Consider the following 26,326-nt stretch of genomic DNA (forward strand, 5'->3'; position numbering starts at 1 on the left):
ATGAGTTTACTTTGACTAGATTTTGCAGTATGATCATTTCTACAATAGGCTAATTGGCCAATAGAGAACAGGAGAAGAGAAACATATGAGTACTTCATCCAACCAGAATATTCGATTCTGGCCGATTATGATTGCTATATTTTTTGGTGCTTTTCTAAGTATCCTTGGGATCAGCACCATTAATGTGGCGTTGTCGATCTTTATGCAGGACTTTCATACGGACCTAAGTACGGTGCAGTGGACCTTAACCGGTTTTATGCTTTCCTTAGGGACAATAGCGCCACTGACAGGTTTCCTGGGGAATAAGTTCGGTTATAAAAATGTTTATCTTTACGCAATGATTGGTTTTGTTCTATTTTCCTTATTGTGTGGATTTTCCTGGAATGCCGGATCGCTGATCACCTTCCGTATTATTCAAGGTATCTTTACAGGGCTTGTTATGCCAGCGACAATGACGATTATTTTCCAAACCATTCCGAAAGAGCAGCAGCCATTTGCCGTTAGTATCTGGGGCTTATCGGGTATGCTTGCACCAGCTTTTGGGCCAACGATTAGCGGCTGGCTGATCGAGCAATTTAACTGGCGTTGGATTTTCTTCATGAATGTGCCGATTGGTATCGTTGCGATCTTGTTTATTATTGCGATGATTCCGGATATTAGGTTAGGTGTTGCCAAACAGTTAGATAAACTTGGTCTTGCTACCGTTGTTCTCAGCAGTGTTGCACTGCTGGTGGCTTTGAGCGAAGGCCGGCAGTGGGGCTGGGATTCCGGTAAAGTTATTGGCTTGTTTGTATTTGGTGCTCTCATGCTGGTTGCGTTCATATGGCGTGAGCTTAAGGCAGAGAATCCGTTGCTTGATCTGAGAGTATTTAAGAACTATCGATTCTCCATTACGTTAGTTGCGAATACAATCATTACGATCAGTTTGTATTCCGGTACGCTGCTAGTGCCTTTGTTCTTACAAAACGTCCAGGCGATTACGGCGATGGACACAGGACTTATCCTGCTCCCATCCTCGCTTGTTATGGCGCTTGCTATGCCGATCGCTGGTAAACTGTATCCGCGGATTGGTGCCAAATGGATGACCATTGGCGGGCTTGTACTTATTATTGTGGGCAGTTATGAGATGACTCATCTGCATACGGACAGCTCGCATTTCTATATTATTTTCTGGATGGCTGTTCGTAACCTTGGAGTATCGTTTGCTGCTGCTGCAACAAGCACAGCCGGTATGGAGGAGATTCAACCGCAGATGGTGGGTCACGCTTCTTCCGTAACGAACTGGGTACGTAATGTGGGTGGATCCTTTGCGATTGCCTTATTTACATCACTGCTTGCTTCCCATACGATTACGCATGCTACTGATCTGACACAAGCTGGCCAAGAGAGTGCGAAAACGATACCGTTGTTCGCCTTTACTCTGAGCGTCAACGATGTCTTTATGATTGCGACTTATATTGCTGTAGTAGCCATTCCGTTTACGCTCGTTATTCGTAAAAAAGCGATGCGAGCAAAAACCGTTACGGCTGCTGCCTGATTAATAATAGAGAAACATCATGATTCATAATAGAAACCCGAAAGACACTTTGAGAAGTGCCTTTCGGGTTTCTGTTTAGTTTATGGTCGTATTTTTGTTATTGACAGTAAAATATCTCCATGCTAATCTTAAACCACAGTTAATCAATAGGAATTAATGAAATTAATCATATCGTCTACCGTTCTATCGGAGGCATTCTCTCGCATGATGAGGATGCCTCCTTTTTGTTTTCTACCTGTCCCTCATAATGAGATGGCGAAAGTGGTGATGAAGATGAGCAGTCAAGCTGCAGCAGCGATCAAAACGCCAGGCAAGCTGGCACTTACAGGACTTGCGCTTGTTTTTCCGGTAACCTTACTTGTCTTATGGCAGGTACTTGGGCATTACGGCTATATTTCCGAATTGCTGTTCCCTACGCCGTATACGATTATTGAATCTGGTATTTCCTTGGCGGCCTCCGGAGACTTATGGACGAACATTCGAATCAGCGTCATAAGGGCACTGCTGGGATTTGGGCTTGGAGGATCGCTTGGATTGGTGTTTGGTATCGGAGTAGGACTGTTCAGAAGGACAGAAAAGCTGCTTGATCCTTCCATTCAGATGATTAGGATGATTCCAAGTCTTGCTGTTGTGCCGCTGTTTATTTTGTGGTTCGGTATCGGTGAGGAATCCAAAGTACTGCTTATTGCCAAAAGCGCCTTTTTCCCGCTCTATATCAATACGTTTCTTGGGATCCGTAATGTTGATAATAAGCTGTTTGAAGTGGCAAGAGTGCTTGGCTTCAGTCGTCTCAAGCAAGTGACAAGGCTTATCTTGCCGGCGGCGCTGCCGAACATCATCTTAGGTGCACGGCTTTCAATCGGACTTTCTTGGCTGGGCTTGGTTGTAGCGGAGCTGATTGCTTCAACCTCAGGGATCGGCTATATGATGTCGGATGCGCGGCAGTTTGCTGATACACCGGTTGTATTCGTAGGGATTTTCACTTTCGCGATACTGGGGCTGTTGACGGACTCGTTGCTCGCTGTGATCGAACGACGGCTGCTGAGATGGAAAGACCGTTATGGCGGATAGACAGGAGGGTTAAAAGTATGAGCAATTCTATCGAAGCAATCGTTCCGCCTCAAGTGGCAACAGAAGCTGAACATGGAACGGGGCCAGCAGGACAGGAGAGAGTGGTTAGAAGCGGAGCGGCAAGGCGCAAATGGCGGCTATCGAAGCTTGCAGCAGTCGTACTGAAGGATATAGCGATTGGTGCTGCTATCCCAGTTATTCTCCTCATCTTTTGGCAGATTGCAGCATCGGCCGGATACATTTCCCCGATGTTCATGCCGTCGCCGGGATCCATTCTGCAGGCTTTCTGGACACTTGTAACATCGGGAAATCTGCTGCATCATCTGCTGGTCAGCATGGGCAGAGCCGGCCTTGGCTTCCTGATCGGAGGAACAGCAGGGCTTCTTCTCGGATTATTAAACGGACTGTTCAGGAAAGCTCAATATTTGCTTGATCCAAGCATTCAAGTGCTTCGGCTAGTTCCGCATCTCGCCATCGCACCGCTTATTATCCTTTGGTTCGGTTTTGGAGAGACCTCGAAAATAGCGATAATCGTGACCGGTTCCTTCTTCCCGTTGTACATCAATACGTTTCTAGGGATCCGCAATGTGGACAATAAGCTGTTTGAAGTGGCAAGCATACTAGGCTTCAGCCCGCTGAAGCGACTGATTAGACTTATTATTCCGGCATCGCTTCCTGATATTCTGATTGGTGTGCGCATCTCGCTGGCCGTGTCCTGGATTGGGCTTGTTGTAGCTGAGTTAATAGGCTCTCGGTCAGGTATCGGCTTCCTCATCAATGAGGCGAAGCAGAATTCGGAAACCTCTATTATTTTCGTTGGCATAATTATATTTGCGGTTATTGGCAAGCTTATCGATTCTTTCATGAAAAGTTTTGAGAGCAGATGGCTGAACTGGCGTGACAGCTATAAAGGGTAACGACTGAAAGCTGTCCTCGCCCTGCAAGCTCTATAATAGTCGAAATATTCAATTAATTATTTAATGAGGGGGAAAAGGAAATGTCGATTTTATCACCAAGTGGTGCTATTCAATTGCAAGCGGATGTACTTGTTATCGGAGGTGGACCAGCGGGAACATGGGCGGCGATCACAGCTGCTTCGCAAGGAGCGAAGGTCATTCTGGTTGACAAAGGCTATTGCGGATCAAGTGGTGCAACAGCTCCATCCGGTACCGGCGTTTGGTATGTGAAACAGGATGATCGATTGCGTGAGGAGGCAAAGGCAAGTCGTTACGAAATGGGCGGCCGCCTAGCTGAGCACCGTTGGATGGATAGAGTGCTTGACCGTACGTACGAGAACATGAACCGTCTGGGCCATGCGGGATATCCATTTCCGAAGGATGATGACGGCAATCTGCACAAGAGAGGGCTGCAAGGGCCTGAATATATGCGGTTAATGCGGAAGCTGGTACAGAAAGCAGGCGCGAAAATTTTGGATCACAGTCCTGTTCTCGAGCTGCTTGTGGATCAATATGGTGTTGGCGGCGCGTCTGGCGTACAGACGCAAACCGGAGATGCATGGACGGTACATGCGGGTGCCGTTGTAATCGCGACGGGTGGATGTGCATTCCTCAGCAGGGCACTTGGCTGCAATGTCTTGACTGGTGATGGATATTTGCTCGCAGCTGAGACAGGCGCTGAGCTGTCGGGTATGGAGTTTTCGAACGCTTACGCGATCAGCCCAACCTTCTCATCCGTTACGAAGACGGCTTATTATTCCTACGCTTCATTTTATTACGAGGATGGTACGCCGGTGGAAGGCGCAGGTTCGAAACGCGGTCGCTCTATCATTGCCCGGAAGCTTCAGGAGGGAAGACAGGTGTACGCGAAGCTGGATCTTGCTCCGGAGGAAATTAAACCTCTGCTGCGGGTGAACCAAACGAATTTCTTCCTGCCGTTCGACCGCCGTGGAATTGATCCGTTTACAGATTTGTTCCCGGTAACGCTGAGGCTGGAAGGGACTGTTCGTGGTACCGGTGGTATCCGCATTACAGACGAGACCTGCGCAACTTCAGTGCCTGGCTTGTATGCAGCCGGCGATGCAGCTACGCGTGAGCTGATCTGCGGCGGGTTCACTGGCGGTGGCAGTCATAATGCGGCTTGGGCGATGTCCTCTGGTTCATTCGCTGGGGAAGGCGCTGCCGCTTATGCGAAAAAAGCAGGAGACCATGCAACCGATCGCAATCTTCGTAGTGCTTCCACTTCAGTCATTACGAGTACTGCAGCCTCGTCTTCTGGTAAGACGGAGGAAATTGTCCGTGCGGTGCAGGATGAGGTTACGCCGTATGATCGCAATCTGTTCCGTACGGAGCAAGGGCTGAAAGGCTCGCTCGAGCGGCTTGATGGGCTGTGGAATGACCAGCGGAATCAGGCGGTGGAGCGCTCGGCTAAGGGAGTAAAAGCACGAGAAGCTGTTGCGATGACAGCTACGGCAAGATGGATGTACAATTCCGCACTTGCCAGGAAGGAGACACGCGGCATGCACAAGCGTGAAGATTTCCCGACATTGGATGCGGGGCAGCATTATCGTCTGATCAGCGGCGGGTTAGATCAGGTATGGGTGAAGCCGGAAGCCGTCAATGAAACACCTGCAGTGAAGGAGGTTATCGCACCATGATTGAGGTAGTAAGCGAGTCCCGGTGTGTCTCCTGTAACCAATGCGTATCGGTATGCCCGACGAACGTATTTGACCGCGGGGAGGATGGCATTCCCGTCATCGCCAGACAAGACGATTGCCAAACCTGCTTCATGTGTGAGCTGTATTGCCCGGTTGATGCGCTGTATGTGGCGCCGGATTCGGAGCAGGTGATTGGTATTTCGGAGCAGGAGGCTGAGCAGCAAGGCTTGCTTGGCGGCTATCGGGAGAAGGTCGGCTGGGGCAAAGGCAGAAAGCCTGTTGCTTCGCATGATTACATGTACCGGCTGTCGCTGTTTGCAAGGTTCTAACCATTTATTGTAATTGATTATTTAACCACTGAGAGGGGTCAGTCTTATGAAGAAGAGTAGAGAAAATCAAAGAGGATTGCGTGGACCGATTAGGCTCGCCTTAATGGCGATGCTGATTCTGGCAACGGTATGGCTGCAGGCGTGCGGAGCTAACGGTAACTCGAATTCGAATTCGAAGGAAAAGAATGCGGGTGCTTCAACAGGCACGGAGACAGCGGCAGCGGCGGATACGAACAGTAAAGTCCCGTCTGTGCTGAACTACGGCTATATTGGAAGCAATGATAAGAATCTTCCCGGCGGAGCGGAAGGCTGGGGCTTTTATAAAGGCATCATTCAAGAGGAATTGAAAAAGTACGGCATCGAAGAAGTGAAGCTGACGGGCTTTCCGAACGGTCCGGACCAGACGGAATCACTAATTAGCGGACGGCTTGATTTTGGCGGGTTGGGTGATACTCCTGCAATTATTGCGCATGGATCTGGTGCAAAAACAAGACTGATCAATCAAACCAATATTACCAATGTCGCTTACTTAATTTCCGGACCTGATGGTCCTAAGACGATTGAAGAGCTGAAGGGGAAAACGATTGCGATTCAAAAAGGCTCCTATATGCACCGTTATGTTGTGGGCTTGCTTAAGCAGGCGGGGGTAACGGATTACAAGCTGGTTCATATGCTTATCCCGGATGCGCAGGCTGCACTAGCAAGAGGCGACATAGATGCATTGACGAATACGGGTTACACTGCCCAAAAGCTGCTGGCTCAAGGGTATACGCTGATCGATGATTCGACCAGGCATTCTGAGCTGCATGGAACAGGAGTGACCGTTGTATCGGAGAGCTATCTGGAGAAGTTCCCTGACTTTCCAAAGGTATGGAACGAAGCTCGTCAAAAAGCGCTTGAGGATTTAAAACAACATGAAGAGGAGTACTACCAGTTTATTGCTGATCTGAATAAAACAACGGTGGATCTGGCGAAGAAGGTAAGCCCGATCAGTGATATTACCGTTGAACCATTTACGACAGATGGCATTACGCGCATTACCGGTACAAAGGATTTCCTCGTTGAGGAAGGTCTGGCGAAGAAGGACTACAAGATTGAGGATTGGGAAGTGAAGTAACTCGTAATAGGACGGGACGAAGGAGAGGGATATGCATGGGGAATCATACGCTGACCATTGAGTCATTCACATTAGTGTCAAGCAAGGGGAGCCGTTTGCAAGGAGAAGTAAAAGTACTGGATGACGGTTTGCCGCACCCAGCTATTATTGTCAGCCATGGGTTTAGAGGACATAAGGACTGGGCGTTCTGGCCGGAAGTTACAAGCCGTTTGGCTGAAGAGGGCTTTTATACGGTCAGCTATAATTTCTCTCGTGTTTCTGCTAAGGAAGACGGGTTGGAAGAAGGAGCTGTTGAAGCAGCATCTACCTTCTCTCAAGAGCTGGATGATTTGGATTTAATTCTTGAAGCTCTGCAGGGCGGCGATTTGCCGCTTCCTTATGCGGCGGATAAAGCACGAATCGGGCTGCTTGGCCACAGCAGAGCTGGCGGAAGCAGTATTGTGATAGCCGGTGAACATGCTGAGCAGGTGAGTGCGCTGGCTGTATGGAATGGCGGTCCTCCGCCTTCCCGCCAGCCGCAGGCAGGCGAATCGGAACTGTCTCTGTTAGAGCAAGTCGTTCAGGAGGATTGGAAGCAGAATGAACAGCGTTTTAATGTTCGTGATGCATTCACCGGCCTGCGGATTCCCGCCCTTATTGTGCAGGGTGATCAAGACCGCGAGCCGCTTTTGGAGCAGCTTCGCCACTTCCAGGAAGAGGCACCACATTAGCAATATGTGCTTGTACAAGGAGCGGACCATACCTTTAATGCGGTACATCCATACGAAGGGGCAACTCAGCAGCTGCAAGTTGCCTTGCAGGCGACAATCGACTTTTTCAAGAAGCAATTGGATTAAGAAAAAAGGCGCTTGAAGCGATTCAAGTGCCTCTTTGATGTGGATAAGCCAAGAAGGAGGACAAGAATGAGTGATTCAGCAGAACGTCAGCTGACGGCTGATGTATTGGTCATTGGCGGAGGCCCCGCGGGTGCTTGGGCGGCGTGGAGCGCCGCAACAAATGGGGCAAAGGTTGTGCTGGTAGACAAGGGTTACCTTGGCAGCAGCGGTGCAACCGCTCCAGGTGGAACGAACCTGCTTTATTTGCCTCCGGACAAGGAAATGAGAGAGCAAGCAGTAGCAAGCAGGATGAAGCAAGGCGGCTATCTGGCTGAACCGGCATGGATTCATCGGGTACTCGATCAGGTCTATACGAACTTGGAGCTGATTGAGAAGTGGGGCTATCCTTTCGTCCGCGATGAGAATGGAACGCCAATGCGTGACCATCTGCATGGTCCGGAATATATGGCGATTATGCGTAAGGTCGTCAAACGGGCTGGGGTGAAAGTTCTCGACCAATCACCGGCTCTAGAGTTATTAGTCGATGAGTTTGGCGTAGGCGGTGCCCGCGGCGTATCCCGTCAGGATGACCTGACATGGGAGGTTCGTGCCAATGCCGTTGTGATCGCAACCGGTGGCTGTGCATTTTTGAGCAATGGGCTTGGCTGCAATGTTCTGACTGGCGATGGTTACCTGATGGCAGGTGAGGTTGGTGTTGAGCTGTCGGGAATGGAATTTACTCGCAAATATGCACCGTCTCCGGCATTTGGCTCAAATACGCGCTCAAGGCTGCTTGGCTGGGCGACTTATTATGATAGCGACGGCAATGAAATTGTTGGCGGTCGGCAGGGAGATTTTCTGGCAGAAGCCCTCCTGAAGGGACCAGTCTACGCCATTATGAATAAGGCAGATACCCCAGAGAAGCAGGCTTTCCTCAGAAAATCCCATGCGATTTTCTTCCTGCCGTATGATCGGGCGGGCATCGACGTGTTCACCGAGCCTTTCCCGCTGACGCTTCGATATGAAGGAACAGTCCGCGGTACAGGAGGCATTCGAATTGTAGACGATGACTGCAGCACAACTGTTGGCGGATTGTTTGCTGCAGGCGATGCAGCAACACGTGAGCGGATTACCGGATCGGCGTCCGGAGGAGGTGCGTTTAATGCTTCGTGGGCGATCTGCTCGGGAACTTGGGCAGGCAAAGGTGCGGCTGCTCATGCCTTATCCCATCGTCAGAGCGCTGCGACACGTGATTTGAAGCCGGCCGGACGATACGGTCTTGGTGGCGTTGCTTCTTCGTTCGAGAATGTCGTACCTTCGCAGGAGTTGATTAAGGAGATTCAGGATCAGGTGCTGCCGCTGACCATTAATTATTTCCGTACGGAGCAGGGGCTGAAGCAAGCATTACATCGTCTCGATAACGTATGGAATCGAGTGAACAGTCAAACTCCTCAGAATGTGAGGGAGCAGGTCCGTGCACGAGAGACGGCGGCAATGGCCGCAACTGCCCGTTGGATGTATACAGCAGCTCTGTCCCGGAAGGAAACCCGAAGTGGAGGTCTGCACGGGCTGGCGGAATATCCGGGACAGGACGAGGAGCAGCAGCATAGGCTTCTCGTATCTGGACTGGAAGAGGTCAGTGTCCGGACGGAACAGGTGCCGGTATCCGGTGTTGCCGTAACAGCTGTGGCCGCTACTTCCGAGGAGGTGCAGGCGGGATGATTGAGTTAGTAAGTGAGGAGCGTTGCATATCCTGCAACATTTGCGTCAAGGTATGCCCGACCAACGTCTTTGATAAAGGCGAAGACGGCGTGCCTGTCATTGCCCGGCAAAGCGATTGCCAGACCTGCTTTATCTGCGAAGTTTATTGCCCGGCAGATGCGCTTTATGTCTCTCCGTATGCCGAGCAGACGGTAGAAGTCAACGAGCAGGAGCTTGCGGACAAAGGTGTCCTGGGCAGCTGGCGTGCGATTATCGGTTGGGGACCAGGTCGTACGAAGATCGCAGCGATTGATACGACGCCGTTCATTGACCGGATCCTGCCTCCTCGGACCATCCGTCCGCAAGGTGTATCGGAAGTGCTGCGTGGCGGGAGCTAAATGAATGGGATAGATGGAAGGAGCAAGGCCTAGGGAATCGTAGAGACCCTGGGCCTTGTTTTGGTTTGTTTGGTATTGTGCTATGCTAGCAACGAAAAAGTACTGGAAATAGACAGGGGGTTAATATGATAAATCACCTTCTCCTGGCTGATGATGATCCCAATATTAGAGCGCTTGTCCGTTTCGTTATGACCCGTGAAGGTTATCAGGTACATGAAGCGCAGGACGGGGCTGAAGCGATAGAGGTGATGACACGCGCACCTATTAATCTGGCCATTATTGATATCATGATGCCGCATCTGGATGGGTTTGAGCTTTGCGAATATATTCGGGAGCATTATGATATCCCGATCATTATGCTTACAGCCAAGGATCAACTGATTGATAAAGAGCAAGGCTATCTCAGAGGGACGGATGATTACGTGACCAAGCCCTTCGAGCCGGAGGAGCTGCTCTATCGGGTTAAGGCGCTGTTTCGCCGTTATACAAAGGTATCCAATGACATCATCCGAATGAATCGTATAACGATTGACCGTAAAAACGTAGAAGTTACCGATGGGAAATCGGTTTTATTGCTGCCAATGAAAGAATTCGAGCTTCTTGCCCAGCTTGCTCAGTATCCGGGCCGACTCTTCTCTCGTGACGAGCTGATTCGTCTTGTATGGGGGGCGGATTTCGAGGGCGATGACCGGACGGTTGATGTTCACATTAAGCGGCTCCGCCAGCGTTTTGCCGATTATGCTGATGATTTTACGATACAGACGGTACGGGGAATTGGCTACAAGGTAGAGGTGAGGGGCAAATGAAGTCCTTGTACTTCAGGGTGTTTTTCATGACATTAGCGGTTATTCTTGTCAGCAGTATACTCGGGTTTCTGGTCTCTAACTATTATTATCATATAAAGCTTAAGCCTTATAACGATGACAAGCTGATTAGTATTGCTGAGCAGATGAAGGATTTCATTGAGGCGGAGCCTGCCGATATGGATCGTTATTTACGAAATGCAGCAACTCTTGGCTATGAGATTTATGTGACGGACGGGCAGGGAGAATCGCATGATTATGGCCGGAGCTTTCGTGAGCATGACTTGGACAATCAGGCTGTTGCAGCTGTTCTTGGTGGAGGAGTATACCACGGCGTAGCACAGTTTCCGAATAAGCCGTTCATAACCGGATTTTTCGAAAATCGTTTAAGCAACACCGTTGGCGTGCTCGTACAATCACCAGATAAGAAATATGCCTTGTTTATGCGCCCTGACGTTCTGCTGCAGTTCGGCGAGCTTCGTACCTTCTTTGCCCTGATTGGGTTGTTGACGGTGATCATCAGCGTGTTGTTTTTCCTGATCAGTACACGTTATTTGGTCAAGCCCATTACACGGCTGACGGAGGCCACCAAACGGATCGCACAAGGGAATTACAATCTTCGCCTGCCAAAAAGAAGGCGTGATGAAATCGGGCAGCTTGCCGAGCATTTTATGACAATGAGTAAGGAGCTCGAGCGGGTTGATCAGTCACGTCAGCAGTTTGTCTCGAATGTCTCGCATGAAATTCAATCGCCGCTTACCTCTATCCAAGGGTTTGCCAATGTATTAGCTGAACAAGAGCTTCCGAAGGAGGAGCGTAAGCATTACGCCTCGATCATTGAAGCTGAAAGTCGTCACCTCTCTGTACTTAGTAAGCAGTTGCTGATGCTCTCTTCGTTGGAACAAGGGGAGGAGGCGTTAAACAAGAAGCACTTCCCCTTGTACAAACACATTCGCCAAGCCGCACAGGTTATGCAGTGGCAGCTCGAGGAGAAGGAACTGCTGCTCAAGCTGTCCATTCCCGAGTCCATCACACTTTACGGAGATGAGGTGCTGCTGCAGCAGGTGTGGATGAATCTGCTGGGTAATGCAGTGAATCATATTCCACCAGGGAGAAGTATTGAAGTTCGGGCGGAACAGATGCAATCCCATATCATCATTGTTGTAGCGGATACAGGTGACGGTATTCCTTCCGAGCATCTGCCGTTTCTGTTTGACCGGTTCTACCGGGTCGACCGCGCACGCGAGCGTGCTTCGGGCCGGACTGGCCTGGGACTTGCCATCGTGAAAAAGATTGTGCAGCTGCACGATGGGGAAATCGAAGCAGGCAGCTCACTTGGTGAAGGCACTTGGTTTACGGTGAAACTCCCCCAATTGTAATGATCCGTTCATACGCCGTTCATTTTCGCTTCCTAAACTTGAGCCATTAAAGGGAGGGAAGCATCATGTATCTGGCCATTCGTGAGATAAGATTCGCCAAAGTTCGATATTCGTTGATCGCAGCTATTATGCTGCTGGTCGCTTTTCTTGTGTTGTTCGTTACCGGGCTGGCGCAAGGTCTAGCCTATGATAATGCAGCTTCCATTCAGAATATGAATGCTACGCATTTTATTATGGAGAAGGATTCCAATCATCGCTTTACACGGTCTCAGATTAAGGAGCAGGAGCTGACCCAGGCGGAGGCTATAGTCGGCCAGAATAACGTGCAGCCACTGGGTGTTCGAATGACAACGGTGACGGCCGAAGCTGCGACCCTCAAGCTTGACGTAACGCTGCTCGCGGTCAAACCTGAAGGCTGGCTAATGCCATCGGTCATTGAGGGGAATACCCTCACAATGAAGAGTGAAGGACAAGTGCTTGTGGACGACAAATTGAAGGATTCGGGGATTCGAATCGGTACGGTAATCGTAGACCAGACATCTGGTATGAAGTGGACCGTCAGTGGTTTTGTAACCCAGCAATCATTCAGTCATTCACCTGCGGTATTCTTAAGTGAGCGAGACTGGCAGCAGCTTCAGTTGCTATCATCGACGCGACCGGGTGTCAGCGGGATGGATACCGATAAAGCTTACAGCGCCATTGCCATTCATGCAGATAAGGCACAAGTTGAACATCTTGCGGCCGCCTTGCCGGATGCAGAGATCGTGACCAAATCGGCTGCAGTCTCTGCAATCCCGGGTTACAAGGAAGAACAAGGATCGCTTAAAATGATGATTGCATTTTTGTTTGTCATTTCTGCATTTGTGCTTGCGGTGTTCTTCTACGTCATTACCATCCAAAAGAGCAGTCAGTTTGGCATTCTGAAGGCCATCGGGACACGTACGACTTACTTGTTACGAAGCGTCACCTTGCAAGTGCTGTTCATATGCGCGGGCAGTCTTATCATAAGCGTACTGCTCGTTCTTGGGGTAAAAGCAATGCTGCCAAGCGGCATGCCGTTTCAGCTTGATGCTTCTACACTAGCCATTTCTTGTGGTGCTTTTCTCGTCATGTCTCTCGCAGGCTCCTTGTTTTCCGTATGGAAAGTGGCCAGAATTGACGCCCTTGATGCAATTGGGAGGACAGCGGCATGAGAGAAAGAATAATTCTTCATAATATAACCCGTAAATTCGAGGATGGCGGAATACAACGTACGATCCTTGATCAGTTGAATTTGTCTGTGTCGGAAGGGGAGCTGGTTGCTGTAATGGGACCTTCTGGTTCCGGTAAAAGCACTTTCCTGTCCATTGCAGGTGCACTTCTTGAGCCTACAAGTGGAGAGGTTCTGCTCGATGGTGAATCGATCATCGGTAAAGATAAGCAGGCACTCTCGAATATGCGGCTGCATAAGATCGGGTTTATTTTTCAAAGTGCGAATTTACTTCCTTATCTAAAGATTGAAGAGCAGCTGTTATTTGTCGCCAAACAGGGCGGTATGGAAAACGCGCAGGCAACTGGAAGAGCGAGGGGACTGCTGCAAAAACTGGGCTTAAGCCAGCGCAGCCAAGCTTATCCAGATAAGCTGTCCGGAGGGGAACGCCAGCGTGTCGCCATTGCTAGAGCACTTATGAATGATCCGGCTGTACTCCTGGCTGACGAACCAACGGCAAGTTTGGACGCGAACCGGGGGGTGGACGTTGTGCGCATGATTGCAGATGAGGTGAAGGAGCAAGGGAAAAGCGCGATCATGGTCACACATGACGATCGAGTTCTACCGCTTTGCGATCGAGTGTTGTATTTGGAGGATGGGCGTCTGGTCTAGCGTTAAAAGCGCGTTACTATTGGTCGCCAACTGAATGGAATGCGCTACGTTGGATTTCATGCAGGATAAGGCTCCGTTCTCTCTCGGGAACTTGAGCTACGTTGGATTTCATGTAGTATAATCCGATTGTTTCGGCGGTAGAAGCTCCATTCATCGATTTTTAATTGGAGGAAATCCAACGTAGCTAAGCCGTCGTTTATTTTGGCCATCTTTTATTGGAGGAAATCCAATGTACAAGGCTCTGGAGTCTGATGAACTCTAGAGCCTTGTTTTTATTTGAACCTTTTTCACCATTGTGCTCGTTATAACTCGTATGGTAATTTCTAGGAGTGGAGAGGAGCAGCATTGATCATGAACAGAACATTGAAAAATACCGGAATCGTATTATTCATTCTACTGGCTGCAGTCGGATTGATTGTGTGGAAGTATGACTTTCCGAAGAAGATTAATCTTACTTATCCAGCCGTGGAGTTTAGGGCGGGTGATCCGTCTTCGGTGGATAAGACAACGATAACGATTAAAGGGACGTTGCACCGGAAGCTATGGCGCAATGAAAGCTTTTCAGGGCAGATTGAGATTGCGAAGTATGAAGTGACAAAGTCGAGGATGGCTCCTTTCATCTTCCATAAAGAAATAAATAATGGTTGGGGCGTTTTAACTTATTTTAATGAAGCCTATAAAACGACGGGGGCAATTAAAAGTTCAATTATTGTAATGTTAAGCTCAGTTTGGAAAATAGGTGAGTTTGAGAGCTTAAAGCTGCTGCTCAATGAACCAGTTGGACAAAGTCCAAGTCAAGGAAAAGACCTCGAGATCATGGCCCCGGCTACTGATTACGAAAGTGCTCTTGCATTGGACCAACAATATAAAGAACGAGATCAGAAATAATTATACACATGAAATTGAGCGAAGCATGCGAAGGCTAACCTGGCCACACACAAGAAGGGACAGCATTGATCATGAGCAGAGTTTTGAAAATAACCGGAATTGTATTTCTCATTTTATTGGCTGCAGCCGGATTGATTGTATGGCAGTATGATTTTCCGAAGAAGATTAATCTTACTTATCCAGCAGTCGAGTTCAGGGCGGGAGATCCGTCTTCGGTAGATAAGACAACGGTAACGATTAAAGGGACGTTGCATCGGAAGCTGTTCCATGAAGAAAGAAAATTCACTGGGCAGATTGAGATTACGAAGTATGAAGCAACAAAGGAGAGAATGGATCCGATTATCTTCAGTAAAGTCATTAATAATGGCGGGGGCTTTTTGAATTATATTGGTGCAGACTATAAACCGAATGGTGCAACTAAAAGATTATATACAATCGGGATGGGCAGCATTTGGAAAGTGGGAGAGTTTGAAAGTATGAAGCTTCTCCTCTTTGAACCCGTTGGGGAAAGTGAAGGTGCAACCAAAGACCTTAAGATCATGGCACCTGCGACTGATTACGAAAGTGCTCTTGCCTTAGACCGTCAATACAAGGAGCGGAATCAAGATTAATTAAATATGTTAAAAATCGAGCGAAGTAAGCGATGGCCAATCAGGCCACCCGCAAGCTTCGCTCTTGTTTGTTTTCGGCTAATTTGCTACAATAGAATTGTTGTTTAGTAAATTTATTAACTAAATTTATAGTGGATGAGGCATATATGGCTACGATTAAACAAATTGCAAGCGAAGCAGGCGTCTCGTCTGCGACGGTATCCCGTGTGCTGAATAACGACTTGTCGCTAAGTGTCAGCGAGGAGACACGCAGCCGCATCTTTAATATTGCCGAACAGCTGCAATATAAGCCATCGCGCCTTAAGCGAATGAAGCAGGACAAGCTGCTATCGACGTTAAAGATTGGCCTCGTTATGTGGTCAACGCTTGAAGATGAGCATAGTGATCCTTATTTCAGCGCCATCCGGCGCGGGATTGAGACGCATTGTGAGGAGCTTGGCATTGCGATTGACAAGGTTATACGAGGTGCTTTGAAGTCCGATATGACACCGCTTAACGAGTTGGATGGCCTTATTGTCGTTGGCTCAGTTGATGATCAGGAGGTTAACCGACTTTATCCGCATCGGGACAAAATTATTTTCGTAAACCATGATCTTGCTCCGGATGACTGTGATTCCGTTGAGCTTAACTTCGGGCAGGCGATGAAGGAAGTGCTCCGTCATTTGCACGAGCTTGGGCATACGGAGATTGGTTTTATCGGAGGCAGCTCGAATCCTGTCATGCAGCAGGAACAGGGGTATCAGGAGGATCCGCGTACAAGGATATTCGCAGAGCTTCAGCAGAAGCGCGGATTCTATAATCCGGAGCTTATGTATCTCACGGACTGGTCCTCGAACGGAGGGTACGAAACGATGCTTCGGATGCTGGATGCCGGGCATAAGCCTTCGGCCTGTTTCGTAGCCAGCGATCCGATGGCGGTAGGTGCTCTTCGCGCTCTTCATGAGCGTGGTTTGCAAGTACCTGAGGATATAGCGATTATAGGCTTTGATGATATTGAGGTCTCCGCTTTTCTCACACCGCCGCTTACTACCGTTCGTGTCCATACCGAGTTGATGGGTCGGACGGCAGTGCAGTTATTGCTCGAGCGGGCAGAGGGCAGAGAAGTGGCCTCGCATATCACGATTAATACTAAGCTGATTGTCCGTGAGAGCTGCGGAAGTAAGTAAACAAACTTTTACCAAACATGGGGAGGAACTAAGACAATGGCTATTTTTTACGATAAGGAACTAAATCTATTTCATCTGCAATCAAAGAATACAAGCTATGCTTTTCAAATTCTGAAGCAAGGTTATCCCGCTCACATCTATTGGGGCCGTAAAGTAAAAGGCTTGCAGCTTGATCGTCTTCTTCAGATCAAAGAAAGAGCATCGTTTAGTCCGAACCCTGATCAAGGTCAGCTGAATCTGTCGTTGGATGCACTGCCGCAAGAGTTCCCTTCTTACGGAACTACGGATTTCCGCTCGCCGGCATACCAAGTGAAGCTGCCAAACGGCTCGACCATTTGCGAATTGACTTACGACTCCCATGAGATCTACAACGGGAAAAAGAAACTCGACGGCTTGCCTGCCGTTTACGTAGAATCCGACTCGGAAGCTCAGACGCTTGAACTGACGCTGAAGGATGATCTGACAGGACTTACGGCGGTCTTGTCCTATACCGTATTCGAGAATCATGACGCGATTACGCGTTCTGTGAAATTCATCAACAGTGGTGAAATGACTCTTGATCTGCAGCGTGCGCTTAGCATGAGCGTTGATTTTGTTCATGACCGTTTCGAAATGCTGCAATTGTCCGGCGCTTGGGCGCGTGAGCGTTATGTGCACAAACGGAAGCTTGAGCCTGGCATGCAGTCTGTTGAGAGCCGCCGCGGTTCTTCCAGCCATATGCAAAATCCGTTCCTCGCGCTGCTTGCTGAAGGAGCAACAGAGGATCATGGCGATGTTTATGGCGTTAATCTTGTCTATAGCGGTAGCTTTATCGCAGGTGTTGAGGTTGATCAATATCACTCTTCGCGTTTATTTATTGGCATTAATCCATTCGATTTTAACTGGAAGCTTGAAGCAGGCCAGCAGTTCCAAACACCAGAAGCCGTTATGGTCTTCTCGCCAGACGGACTTGGCGGCATGTCCCGCATTTATCATGAGCTGTATCGTACAAGACTTGTTCGTGGTGAGTTCCGTGATAAGACTCGTCCAATCCTCGTGAATAACTGGGAAGCAACGTACTTCAACTTCAACGCGGACAAAATCGAAGCAATCGCAACAGCCGGCAAAGAGCTGGGCATCGAAATGTTCGTGCTGGATGACGGCTGGTTTGGCAAACGGAATGCAGATACCACCTCGCTTGGCGACTGGTTTGTTGACCGTAACAAGCTGCCGAACGGACTTGAGGATCTTGTTGATCGGGTGAAACGTCTGGATATGCAGTTTGGCCTGTGGTTCGAGCCAGAGATGATCTCGCCGGAGAGCGAGCTGTACAAGGCACATCCGGATTGGTGTCTCCATGTAGAAGGACGCCGCAGATCGCAGGGCCGTAATCAGCTTATTCTCGACTACTCCCGCCAAGATGTTAGAGACTACATCGTGAAGACCGTATCGGATATTCTGTCGAGCTCGCCAATTACGTATGTAAAATGGGACATGAACCGCAATATGACGGAGATTGGTTCGGCTCTTCTGCCGGCGGATCGCCAGCGTGAGACTGCTCATCGCTATATGCTGGGACTTTATGAAGTGCTTGAAACAATCACTTCTTCGTTCCCACATATCCTGTTCGAAAGCTGCTCGGGCGGCGGCGGACGGTTTGATCCAGGTATGCTGTACTACATGCCGCAAACATGGACAAGTGATAATACCGATGCGGTATCCCGTCTGAAAATCCAATACGGTACAAGTATCGTCTATCCAATTAGCACGATGGGCGCCCATGTATCGGCGATTCCGAATCATCAGGTAGGCCGTAAAGCATCTCTTGAGACAAGAGGAAATGTAGCTTTGTCTGGTAACTTTGGTTATGAGCTAGACTTGACGGTGTTCACAGAGGAAGAGAAAGAAGCTGTGAAGGAGCAGGTTGCTCTTTATAAAGATGTGCGTCCTCTCGTGCAATTCGGTGATTTCTATCGTCTGCTCAGCCCATTTGAGGGTAATGAGACGGCATGGATGTTCGTATCGAAGGACAAGAGTGAAGCCTTCGTTGTCTACGTGTCTGTCTTACAAGAGGCGAACGCTAAACTTGATCGTATCCGCCTGAAAGGGCTGGATCCTAACCTTGAATATGCACTTGATGGAGAAGATGGTGCGTATGGCGGCGACGAGCTGATGCACGCAGGTCTGCAGACACCACTGTTCCATGGTGATTATTCAAGTAAGGTATACCGTTTCCGCGCGGTGAAATAAATAGAAGGCTCTGAAGGGACAGTTCCTTTCAGAGTCTTTTTTTTGTGCGAAGGTTTGTATAAATTTTGCTAATGCGCATATGTATGGAACGGGGAACAAGTACAATGGTAGTAAGTCAATCGGAAACGAAGGAGGTTATGATGAAGGTGAATATTCGCAGTTATCCGCTTAACCGGATGATGACAACGAGGAGTCTGACCGCTCTGCTGATTGCTTTCATGCTGACTCCTTTGATTTGGACCATACATGCCATGCTCCAGGAGCGTTACTCCCAGTCTGTCATTGAGGACAATATATTCTCCCAGAACCGTTACCGGATCACCAGCCAGCAGCAGTCGATTAAGCTTGAGTTCCGAATTGATCCTGCCGACATTCCACGTAAGCCGGGAGAGGTGTTTCAACTACATAAACTGATCTATAATCATCATCATACGAAAATATATCTGGAGACGGTTGCCTGGCACAACCCGCCTAAGAATTCAGATAATATCTACATTACATTAAAGTTTGATCCTACCTATCTGTACAGCAAGGGCAGTTTTGTTACGAGTACTATATTTAAAGAGGAACATAGCTATGCTGATGTGATGTTTCTTCCAAAGTATTATGCTGATGACGGCAGTGTGATCCCGATTAATGACGGGAATAGCAGCCGGGAAGTCTTTATCCCAACCGAACAGCTGAAGGGCTTGAACGGTGGATTAACGTTAAAGTATGAAGGATTTAATCTGGTTAAATACGAGCGAGAGTAGATGGCCGACCGCCAAAGCCTATGTTGCACCAATACAGCATAATTAACATGATTAGCTAAAGTTACATTGCACTAAATGCTCGCTTGGAAGGAGAGAGACAGATGATCATCCAACACTTGGAACTTAATACGCAGCTCTTACTAGAGCAAAAAAACTTTTATACCCAGGTACTGGGTATGCAAATGACAGAGGAAACAGCCGACTCCTTCACTGTCCTTGCCGGGTATACGCGATTAACGTTTAAGCAGGCTAATGACAGAAGTATCTATCATTTTGCCTTTAATATTGAAGAAAATAAGTTGGAGTCAGCGGTTCACTTCTTGAAGGAGCGAACCCCGCTGCTTAGCGAAGGGCAAGATGAGATCTTTCATTTCAAAGATTGGAATGCCCATGCCTGTTACTTCTATGACGCTGCAGGTAATATCGTTGAATTTATTGCTAGGCATAACCTGGTGAGCCAATCGGCAGGAGCATTCTCCATCCATGATCTGATAGGTATCAGTGAGCTTGGCATGCCGGTAGAAGCTGTAGCGGACACTATTCTTTATTGCTCGAATGAGCTTGGTTTTGCGCCTTGGCGCGGCAACGGGACAACCTTCCAGCCTATAGGTGATGAGCATGGCCTGTTTATTGTGGCAACGATAGATCGTGCATGGTTCCCTACACAGGATCAGGCGGAGGCAGCACCTTTCACGGTAACGATAGCCGGGTCAAACGAACAGGTGTCAATTATCCCGGGCTATCCCTATAAGATTATAACAACCATCTCTCCAGCATAATTGCGCGCCTTGTTCCCGAAACAGGGCTTTTATTTGCTCCCGACTCCTTATTTATAGAAACTGCTTCTTATATTCGCTTGGCGGAATACCAACGGTGCTGCGGAAGATCCGGCTGAAGTACAGCGGATTATCGTAGCCAACAACAGCTGCAACTTCCTTCACATGGAGAGAGGATTCGGAGAGGAGCTTTTTCGCTTCATTCATCCGAATGTCGGTAATATATTTCATCGGCGTCATGCCGGTTACTTCCTTAAACTTATGAATAAACCGGAATACACTTAAGCTGCATTCTCCTGCGAGATCAGAGATGCTTAAGTTGTCGCTGTATTTTTCATGCATGAAAGCAATCATCTGATTAATATCAGGATGCCGGCCTTGTGATCCCAGCTCGTCTGTCGACTGCAGTCTTCTTCCTAGAAGGGTGAGCATCTCGAGCAGATAAGCGGTTGTCAGCTGACCACGAAGCGGCATGTGGCTGTTTAGTTCTTGTATGATTTTTTTAAACAATGCAATCACTTCGTCTATGATTCCAATCGTATGAATGGACTGCTTCAGCAGACCAAATTGCTGCAAGTAATCATAAGCACTATATCCGGTAAAATGAATCCAATAAGCTTCCGTTCCATCCTCCGCCTGATAGCTGTAATGCTGTGGCTGCCCCGGGGTGTAGATGACGAAGTTCCCGCTTGTCACCTCGATCGTTTCATCTTGAAAGCGAAATAATCCTTTTCCCCCTGTAATATAGATCAGTTGAAAATCAACCCGCCCTTGATCCCGATTACGCGACAGGCTCTTGGTTTGAAGCCTTTGATAACCACACCAATTGACCGCTAGAAATTGCTCTGTATTGTTAAGGCCATGCTCCTGCCAACTATGCGCATCGCCGGAAATACTGATCACAAGCCTCACACTCCTGAAACAATTTTGTGTATGTTTACAGCAATTTGATTCATTCTATATTCCCTATTATAGCTCTATAATCTAGGTGAATCGCAATTTTGTGAATGCGAAAGGGGAAAGAAGATGAACAAGGGGCGTATCATTAATAATATCAATTTGGGCTGGAAGTTTTATAGAGGCGATGAGCCTAGTGCTTGGTATAAAGGCTTTGATGATTCCAATTGGCGCAATGTCACTCTTCCTCATGATTGGTCGGTAGAGGAGCCGTTCTCGGAGGAGCATTCCAGCGGAACCGGCTACTTGCCGGGTGGCATAGGCTGGTACCGGCAATCGATATCCCTCCCTTCGGATCTCCAAGGTAAACGTGTCTTCATTACTTTTGAAGGCGTTTACAATAATTCGCAGGTGTGGTGCAACAGCTATTATATCGGGAAAAGGCCTTATGGCTACAGCTCGTTTACTTATGATATAACCGATTTTATTTCATTTGGCGACAGCCCAAATGTCATTACGGTGAAAGTCGACCATAAGGACATTGCAGATTCCAGATGGTTCACTGGCTCCGGTATATATAGAGATGTATACGTGACCGTTACGGATCAGGTTCATATTGATACATACGGTGTGTTTGTCACCACGCCAGAAGTGTCGGAGGAGCAGGCAACGGTGGCTGTTGACGTTCGATTATCGAATGGAAATGCCATGGATGAGTCTGTACAGATTCGAAATGTGCTCTTAGATCAAGCAGGGCAAATCGTTCAAACCGTGAACAACAGCGTAACGGTATCGGGTAAGTCTACAAAAGATACGGAGCAGTCCATGATTGTTGCGAATCCGAAGCTTTGGTCGCCGGATACTCCTTATCTTTACACCATGCGGACAGAAGTGAGCAAAGACGGCGAGTTGATCGATCATGTAGAGACCCCGGTCGGCATTCGTTGGTTCGCTTTTGACCCCGCTCAAGGCTTCTTCCTTAATGGCGTTAATATGAAAATGAAGGGTGTCTGCGTTCATCACGATGCAGGTGGTCTAGGTGCCGCTGTTCCGGCAAAAGTATGGGTTCGCAGGCTTGAAGCTTTGAAGGAAATGGGCTGTAATGCGATCCGGATGAGCCATAATCCGCCAGCTTCTAATTTGCTGGATCTGTGCGATCAGATGGGCTTCCTCGTTATTGACGAAGCGTTTGATGAGTGGGAAGGCGTAAAAAATAAATGGTCAACTGGCCATAACGTCTACCCGCCGAAGCATTTTGGCTATTATGAGGATTTCCCGCAGTGGGGTGAGATTGATCTGAAGGAGATGGTACTGCGTGACCGCAACCATCCATCGATCATCATGTGGAGCATTGGCAATGAGGTCGATTACCCGAATGATCCGTATTGCCATCCTTATTTCGAGACAATGACCGGCAATAATGATGCGAATAAACCGGCTGCCGAGCGGCAATATGATCCGAATAAGCCAAACGCGGATCGTCTGGCAACGATTGCGAGACGACTTGCGAAAGCAGTCAAGGAATGTGATACAACTAGACCGGTTACAGCCGCACTAGCCTTCCCGGAATTATCAAACTTAACGGGCTATGCGGAAGCGCTCGATATCGTAGGCTACAACTACAAAGAGCATATGTATAAAGATGATTTGCAGCAATATCCGGATCGGGTGACTTACGGCAGCGAAAATAGCTCCAGCCTCGAAGCCTGGCTTGCTGTTCGGGATAATGATGCGATAAGTGCCCAGTTCATCTGGACGGGCATTGATTATTTGGGTGAAGCAAGAGGCTGGCCAGTGCGGGTAGCTGGTGCCGGATTTATGGATACGGCCGGATTTAAGAAGACGAGCTATTATTACCGTCAAAGCTTATGGAGTGATAAGCCGGTAGTCTTCCTCACGGCGATGAAAGCAGACGAAGCAGAGAAGGGATCAAGAAGATGGACCGGCGGCGATCCACATTGGAACTTTGAAGCGGGAGAGCTGATGAGGGTCAGCTGCCATACGAACTGTGAAGAGGCGGAGCTGTTCCTGAACGGGCGGTCGCTTGGCAGTAAGAAGCTGGCGGATGCTCCGAAATTGTATCTGACGTGGGAAATCGCTTATGAAGAAGGTACGTTAGTGGTGGTTGCGAAAGGGAAGGACGGAGCAATCCATACGTGTACGCTAAGTACCGTATCTGAACCGGCTCAATTGCAGGTGAACGTTGATGCGGCTGAGCTTCATGCCGATGGTCAAGATATTGCCCATATCGAGATCCAGATTACGGATGAAGATGGTCAACTAGTCTATACGGCTGAACATCCTATTGCCCTGTCCATTGAAGGTCCTGGTGAAATTATCGGAATGGAGAATGGCAATATTCAAGATTTGGAGCCGTATAGCTCAAGAACTCGGAAAGCCCATCACGGCAAACTTCTTGTCTATGTAAGAACAACAACGCAGGTTGGTGAGATCGTCGTGACTGCAGAGGCAGAAGGACTAGGGACTACGAAGATAACGATCAGATCGGTAGATATTGTAGAAACCGTGCAAGCATAAGCAGGCATCGCAGCCTATTCATCTCATGGGAGGGATTTAGCTAATATGAACGCATTTAACGGACTAGGTATGGGACTTGGTAATTTGGCACGGGTGTCAAACGCGGTAACGCGGTCGATATCGCCGGAGAATTTTACGGGCGAGAAGGGTAAGGGAGCAATGGCGACGGAAGGAACGGGTGCTCAGGCGGCCCGCGACTTAGGGTTAGGCTGGAAAGTGTCTCCTTCCGTAAAAATCGAAGGACATGAAGAGTTTACGATGGGTGTCATCGATGGGCCGGGTATGATTCAAAATATTTGGCTGACTTGTCCTCATCAGGCGGTGAGATCCCTTATTTTCAAGATTTACTGGGATGAGGAAGAGGATCCATCCGTATGTGTGCCGGTAGGCGATTTCTTCTGCAACGGATGGGGTGAGCGGGCGCTTGTCAATTCGCTGCCAATCTCGGTTAATCCAGCTGGAGGCTTCAACAGTTATTGGGAGATGCCTTTCCGCAAGAAGGCACGTATTGTCATGACCAATCTGTCGCATGAATCTACGTTCCTGTATTACCAGATTAATTACACGCTGACGGAAATTCCAGAGGATATGGCTTATTTCCACGCGCAGTGGCGCCGCAGCAATCCAGTCAAATATATGGACGTCCATACGATTGTTGACGGCATTAAAGGTAAAGGCCATTTTGTAGGTACTTATCTCGCCTGGCAGGTCAACAGCAACAACTGGTGGGGAGAAGGCGAGCTGAAATTCTACATGGATGGGGATAAGGATTATCCAACAATCTGTGGAACAGGTACCGAGGATTATTTCGGCGGGGCTTGGAACTGGGATATGAACGGGCAATATGTAACGTACTCCACGCCGTTCCTTGGCATGCATCAGGCGATTAAGGCGGATGGCTTGTACAAGGCGAACCAGCGCTTTGGTATGTACCGTTTCCATGTGATGGATCCGATCCGTTTCGAGGAAGACTTTAAAGTGACGGTGCAGGCACTAGGCTGGCGCTCGCATGGACGTTATCTGCCGCTGCAGGACGACATTGCGTCGGTTGCTTATTGGTATCAGCTTGAGCCGCATGCTGCTCATCCGGCTATGCCAGGCATTGATGAATTGGAGATTATTTAGCTTTGTGAAAATGTCCCATAAGTCATTAATATGACGATGGGACAGCCCGTTGTTATCGGGTTAAACTGCAAACTGCGCATTCGAATGTTCTTCCGATCGCCATTGCTCGGGGATTCCTTGAATCAACGAAGTAAGGTAGGGATCCCCTCACAAAAGCGAACGCTGACGCTTCTCCAGAATCATTCGAATTGCTCCGTTCTGCCGTTAACCTGTCCTTAACTTCTTAAAAATCAAAACCGCCAAAAAGCGTTGCAAGGATAGCTCCCTGCAACGCTTTTTGGCGGTTTTGCCCCTTTTCTTTTATTACAGGTCCAATAGTTCTGACTCGTATCGTTCAAACAGTCGTTTCATAGATTCCATACTTCTATCGGAGGTTGAATGTATGGCCTCAATTAACTCATTAATTCGAGTTGTCATGATGAGGAGATATCTTGCTTCCTCCGTCCCCGGATTCCAGTAGGTATGGGCCGAGGAGCGATAACTGCATCACCAACCTTTGCCTCAATCACTTGCTCTCCAATTTGGAAGCCAAGTGTCCCCTTCAAAATGTACCAGGCTTCGTCATCCTCGTGATGAATATGCAGCGGGGCAATCTTCATTGGCTCAGCCCCTGCTGTACATCCCTCGGCCGTCCATTCTGCCATGACGAGATTTGCTCCTGCATTCGCTAATAATTGCCCAGCTAACGGTGATGAAATGATATTCATATTGGCTGCCCCTTCCTCATATCGCGTGGAGATAAGCCCCTAAGCTGACGGAACAGCTTCGAGAAGCTGTTAATGCTGCTGCATCCGACTTCGGCGGCAATATCTGTGACGCTCATCGATGTATTTTTAAGCAGGTACTCTGCTTTATTGACTCGGTTCAGATTCATATATTGGACCAATGTTTGGCCAGTCATTCTCTTGAACATCCGGCAAAAATGGTACGGGCTCAAATGAACGAAGGAAGCTGCCTGCTCAACGGTGACACGTTCAGTCATGTCAGATTCAAGAAGAGTAAGCAACTCCTTGAACTGGTCAGTCTTCGTGCGGAAAGCATTCATCTCCGTGTCACTGCGCTGCTTCACGGTAAACTCTCGGCTGAGCCAGGTGAAGAGTAACTGGCAATAGGAGCGGACGGCAAGCTCGAAGCCGTGGCGTTTCTGCTCGAATTCGTCGGCAAGCTGCATGGCGATTTGTTTCAAAAGCGGATAAAAGGGATCTGTCTGCTCGATCCTGTTCGCAATCGCCGATAATCCGTTCGTATAAGGAGCGACCAAGCCAACAATATGCGGCTCCTTCAGCCCCAGCATAGACGGGTTAAACACAAAAGCGTAGACCGTGAACGGTTCATTCGGATGAAGCGAAGTGGCGGAGTGCAGCTCGCCGCTGTTGACGAACAGCATATCGCCAGGTTTGGTCGGGAACGGCCGTCCCCCGATTTGATAGACGACTTCACCACTCTCGACATAGATCAACTCGAAATGCTCATGCCAATGAAGGCGCAGTGAGCATCCTGGCCGGAAGGTGGGGTGAAACACATTGATCGGCAGAGCAGGATCGGTCATGATCGTATTTTCCCATAGGTCTCTTCGCATGATGCTGCCTCCAGCAATTAGATTAGCAAGATCGGGATAATAAAGAACAAGAAGTATTAAGACATTAACGGTCGAAAGTTCTATATTGATTAATGTTATCACAGATTCATGAAATGGTGGATATCCGATTCGTTGAGCAA

General features: G+C 48.5%; 24 protein-coding genes. 21 read left to right on the forward strand and 3 right to left on the reverse strand.

The window, feature by feature from the left end; all coding sequences use genetic code 11:
• The first annotated feature begins 85 nt into the window (after positions 1-85).
• The 19 genes from FHS17_RS14240 (at position 86) to FHS17_RS14330 (ending at position 20,050) form a co-directional block, all read left to right on the forward strand.
• On the forward strand, positions 86-1,537 hold the full coding sequence (locus tag FHS17_RS14240; RefSeq protein ID WP_167279082.1) for a DHA2 family efflux MFS transporter permease subunit: 1,452 nt from the start codon (positions 86-88) through the stop codon (positions 1,535-1,537).
• A 273-nt stretch (positions 1,538-1,810) separates the two neighbouring features.
• Positions 1,811-2,608: an ABC transporter permease gene (locus FHS17_RS14245; RefSeq protein ID WP_208420411.1), complete on the forward strand. Its 798-nt coding sequence runs from the start codon at positions 1,811-1,813 to the stop codon at positions 2,606-2,608.
• Positions 2,609-2,625: 17 nt separating this feature from the next.
• A complete protein-coding gene (locus tag FHS17_RS14250; protein WP_167279083.1) occupies positions 2,626-3,525 on the forward strand; it encodes an ABC transporter permease in 900 nt (299 codons plus the stop codon).
• Positions 3,526-3,605: 80 nt separating this feature from the next.
• Positions 3,606-5,222, forward strand: coding sequence for an FAD-dependent oxidoreductase (locus FHS17_RS14255; protein WP_167279084.1), 1,617 nt, complete (start codon positions 3,606-3,608; stop codon positions 5,220-5,222).
• On the forward strand, positions 5,219-5,551 hold the full coding sequence (locus FHS17_RS14260; RefSeq protein ID WP_167279085.1) for a 4Fe-4S dicluster domain-containing protein: 333 nt from the start codon (positions 5,219-5,221) through the stop codon (positions 5,549-5,551). Before FHS17_RS14255 ends, FHS17_RS14260 begins: the two co-directional genes overlap by 4 nt.
• Positions 5,552-5,597: 46 nt before the next feature.
• Positions 5,598-6,668, forward strand: a complete 1,071-nt coding sequence (locus tag FHS17_RS14265) for an ABC transporter substrate-binding protein (RefSeq protein WP_243865357.1) — start codon at positions 5,598-5,600, stop codon at positions 6,666-6,668.
• Between the two features lie 35 nt (positions 6,669-6,703).
• Positions 6,704-7,378, forward strand: coding sequence for an alpha/beta hydrolase family protein (locus FHS17_RS14270; RefSeq protein WP_243865358.1), 675 nt, complete (start codon positions 6,704-6,706; stop codon positions 7,376-7,378).
• A gap of 192 nt (positions 7,379-7,570) precedes the next feature.
• Positions 7,571-9,205, forward strand: a complete 1,635-nt coding sequence (locus FHS17_RS14275; protein WP_167279086.1) for an FAD-dependent oxidoreductase — start codon at positions 7,571-7,573, stop codon at positions 9,203-9,205.
• Positions 9,202-9,582, forward strand: a complete 381-nt coding sequence (locus tag FHS17_RS14280) for a 4Fe-4S dicluster domain-containing protein (protein ID WP_167279087.1) — start codon at positions 9,202-9,204, stop codon at positions 9,580-9,582. The genes FHS17_RS14275 and FHS17_RS14280 overlap by 4 nt, the downstream gene beginning before the upstream one ends.
• Before the next feature lie 128 nt (positions 9,583-9,710).
• Positions 9,711-10,388 carry a response regulator gene (locus tag FHS17_RS14285; protein WP_167279502.1) on the forward strand — a complete coding sequence of 226 codons (678 nt, stop codon included), beginning with the start codon at positions 9,711-9,713 and terminating at the stop codon, positions 10,386-10,388.
• Between the two features lie 26 nt (positions 10,389-10,414).
• Positions 10,415-11,764 (forward strand): sensor histidine kinase, encoded by a 1,350-nt coding sequence (locus tag FHS17_RS14290; RefSeq protein ID WP_341805831.1) that lies wholly within the window; start codon positions 10,415-10,417, stop codon positions 11,762-11,764.
• Between the two features lie 65 nt (positions 11,765-11,829).
• On the forward strand, positions 11,830-12,957 hold the full coding sequence (locus tag FHS17_RS14295) for an ABC transporter permease (RefSeq protein ID WP_167279089.1): 1,128 nt from the start codon (positions 11,830-11,832) through the stop codon (positions 12,955-12,957).
• Positions 12,954-13,625, forward strand: coding sequence for an ABC transporter ATP-binding protein (locus FHS17_RS14300; protein ID WP_167279090.1), 672 nt, complete (start codon positions 12,954-12,956; stop codon positions 13,623-13,625). Before FHS17_RS14295 ends, FHS17_RS14300 begins: the two co-directional genes overlap by 4 nt.
• Before the next feature lie 351 nt (positions 13,626-13,976).
• Positions 13,977-14,513 carry a hypothetical protein gene (locus FHS17_RS14305; RefSeq protein WP_167279091.1) on the forward strand — a complete coding sequence of 179 codons (537 nt, stop codon included), beginning with the start codon at positions 13,977-13,979 and terminating at the stop codon, positions 14,511-14,513.
• 71 nt (positions 14,514-14,584) lie between these two features.
• Positions 14,585-15,124, forward strand: coding sequence for a hypothetical protein (locus FHS17_RS14310; protein ID WP_167279092.1), 540 nt, complete (start codon positions 14,585-14,587; stop codon positions 15,122-15,124).
• Positions 15,125-15,270: 146 nt separating this feature from the next.
• Complete coding sequence (locus FHS17_RS14315) at positions 15,271-16,290, forward strand: LacI family DNA-binding transcriptional regulator (protein WP_167279093.1); 1,020 nt, start codon at positions 15,271-15,273, stop codon at positions 16,288-16,290.
• A 36-nt stretch (positions 16,291-16,326) separates the two neighbouring features.
• Positions 16,327-18,519 (forward strand): alpha-galactosidase, encoded by a 2,193-nt coding sequence (locus FHS17_RS14320; RefSeq protein WP_167279094.1) that lies wholly within the window; start codon positions 16,327-16,329, stop codon positions 18,517-18,519.
• Between the two features lie 104 nt (positions 18,520-18,623).
• Positions 18,624-19,271, forward strand: coding sequence for a hypothetical protein (locus FHS17_RS14325; protein WP_167279095.1), 648 nt, complete (start codon positions 18,624-18,626; stop codon positions 19,269-19,271).
• Between the two features lie 101 nt (positions 19,272-19,372).
• Positions 19,373-20,050 carry a VOC family protein gene (locus tag FHS17_RS14330; RefSeq protein WP_167279096.1) on the forward strand — a complete coding sequence of 226 codons (678 nt, stop codon included), beginning with the start codon at positions 19,373-19,375 and terminating at the stop codon, positions 20,048-20,050.
• Positions 20,051-20,101: 51 nt separating this feature from the next.
• Here FHS17_RS14330 and FHS17_RS31115 read toward each other — a convergent pair whose 3' ends face one another.
• Positions 20,102-20,950, reverse strand: a complete 849-nt coding sequence (locus tag FHS17_RS31115) for a helix-turn-helix domain-containing protein (protein WP_167279097.1) — start codon at positions 20,948-20,950, stop codon at positions 20,102-20,104.
• A 123-nt stretch (positions 20,951-21,073) separates the two neighbouring features.
• Here FHS17_RS31115 and FHS17_RS14340 point away from each other — a divergent pair, with 123 nt between their 5' ends.
• Positions 21,074-23,482 carry a glycoside hydrolase family 2 TIM barrel-domain containing protein gene (locus tag FHS17_RS14340; protein ID WP_167279098.1) on the forward strand — a complete coding sequence of 803 codons (2,409 nt, stop codon included), beginning with the start codon at positions 21,074-21,076 and terminating at the stop codon, positions 23,480-23,482.
• A gap of 45 nt (positions 23,483-23,527) precedes the next feature.
• Positions 23,528-24,607, forward strand: coding sequence for a glycoside hydrolase family 172 protein (locus FHS17_RS14345; RefSeq protein WP_167279099.1), 1,080 nt, complete (start codon positions 23,528-23,530; stop codon positions 24,605-24,607).
• A 413-nt stretch (positions 24,608-25,020) separates the two neighbouring features.
• Here FHS17_RS14345 and FHS17_RS14350 read toward each other — a convergent pair whose 3' ends face one another.
• Positions 25,021-25,314, reverse strand: coding sequence for a cupin domain-containing protein (locus FHS17_RS14350; RefSeq protein WP_208420384.1), 294 nt, complete (start codon positions 25,312-25,314; stop codon positions 25,021-25,023).
• A complete protein-coding gene (locus tag FHS17_RS14355) occupies positions 25,311-26,186 on the reverse strand; it encodes an AraC family transcriptional regulator (protein ID WP_167279100.1) in 876 nt (291 codons plus the stop codon). The genes FHS17_RS14350 and FHS17_RS14355 overlap by 4 nt, the downstream gene beginning before the upstream one ends.
• Positions 26,187-26,326 lie beyond the last annotated feature (140 nt).

The sequence above is a fragment of the Paenibacillus lupini genome (assembly GCF_011761355.1).
GTDB classification, from domain to species: Bacteria; Bacillota; Bacilli; order Paenibacillales; family Paenibacillaceae; genus Pristimantibacillus; species Pristimantibacillus lupini.